This is a genomic window from Micromonospora sp. NPDC023888, from assembly GCF_040639415.1.
In the GTDB taxonomy this organism is placed as follows: Bacteria; Actinomycetota; Actinomycetes; order Mycobacteriales; family Micromonosporaceae; genus Micromonospora.
On record NZ_JBEZZW010000101.1, the window covers coordinates 1 to 1226 of the forward strand.

Consider the following 1226-nt stretch of genomic DNA (forward strand, 5'->3'; position numbering starts at 1 on the left):
CTGACGCCCACCCTGGTGCGCCCGCGCGCCATGGTGGGCGTCAGCATCGGGATGAACCCGGCCTCGGTGGCCTGGGCGATCGCCGCGTTGACGAGGGCGAGCTCCAGCAGCGCGCCGACACCCGTCAGGTAGTAGAAGCGGGAGCCGGAGACCTTGGCGGCGCGCTCGACGTCGATGGCGCCCAGCGCCTCGCCGAGCTCCAGGTGGTCCTTGGGCTCGAAGCCCTCGGCGCCGAAGTCGCGGACGGTGCCGTGCGTCTCCAGGACGACGAAGTCCTCCTCGCCGCCGACCGGCACGTCCTCGTGGACCAGGTTGCCGAGCTTGAGCAGCAGCCGCTTGGTCTCCTCGTCCGCCTCGTTCTGGGCGGCCTCGGCGGCCTTGACGTCGGTCTTCAGCTGCTCGGCCTTCCGCAGCAGCTCCGCGCGCTCCTCCGGGGACGCCTTGGGGATCAGCTTGCCGAGCCCCTTCTGCTCGGAGCGGAGTTCGTCGAAGCGGACGCCGGACGACCTGCGCCGCTCATCGGCGGAGAGCAGGGCGTCGACGAGGCCGACGTCCTCTCCACGGGCGCGCTGGGAGGCGCGAACACGGTCGGGGTCCTCACGGAGCAGGCGAAGGTCAATCACCCCACCAGGCTACCGGTGCGGGGTCGCGTCACCCCATCCGATATGCCGCCCGCACCTTGCGTGTCACTTTGACCGAATTGCAGGAGTTTATCCCGGGGGAATCGGAGCGGAATTCCGCACTCCCGACCTCTCGGGTCCGGCGGGGCGGGCGGCGCGCATTGCCCCGCGCCGCGGCTCCCGCGCGCTGTTCGAGCCCGGTTGTCCACAGAAGCCGGTCGCCAGGGGAAGTTATCCACAGGCTGTGCGAATCCGCTGTGGACTCAGCAATTGATCATTGTGATTGCCCTGCCGTCACCCGGGATTCCCCCGCCAAACCATGCCCACCCACTCATTCGGGTGGGAAATTCTCTCCCCAAGGAGGTGATCGGCGGAATTGAGGTGACACGGTCGCCGTGCCGCACTCCATGACCCCCTGTGGGGAGTGGAGCGATTTGTCGACCCTGTCCAGTTGTGTTGTCGACTTGTCCCCAGGTCGAGAAGCCACCCTGTGGATAACTTCTGTGGACGTACGGTCAGGCCCGGCCGTCCTGGCACCGGGCCAGCCAGTCGGACGCCTCCGTGAACTCCCGGTCGGACGTCCCCGGCCGCAGCGGGGTGACGTCC

At 68.7% G+C, this 1226-nt stretch carries 1 pseudogene; it reads right to left on the bottom strand.

The features are described 5' to 3' along the window. A pseudogene (locus AB0F61_RS34210) lies at window positions 1-623 on the bottom strand (serine--tRNA ligase); the annotation flags it as partial. Between the last annotated feature and the right edge of the window lie 603 nt (window positions 624-1226).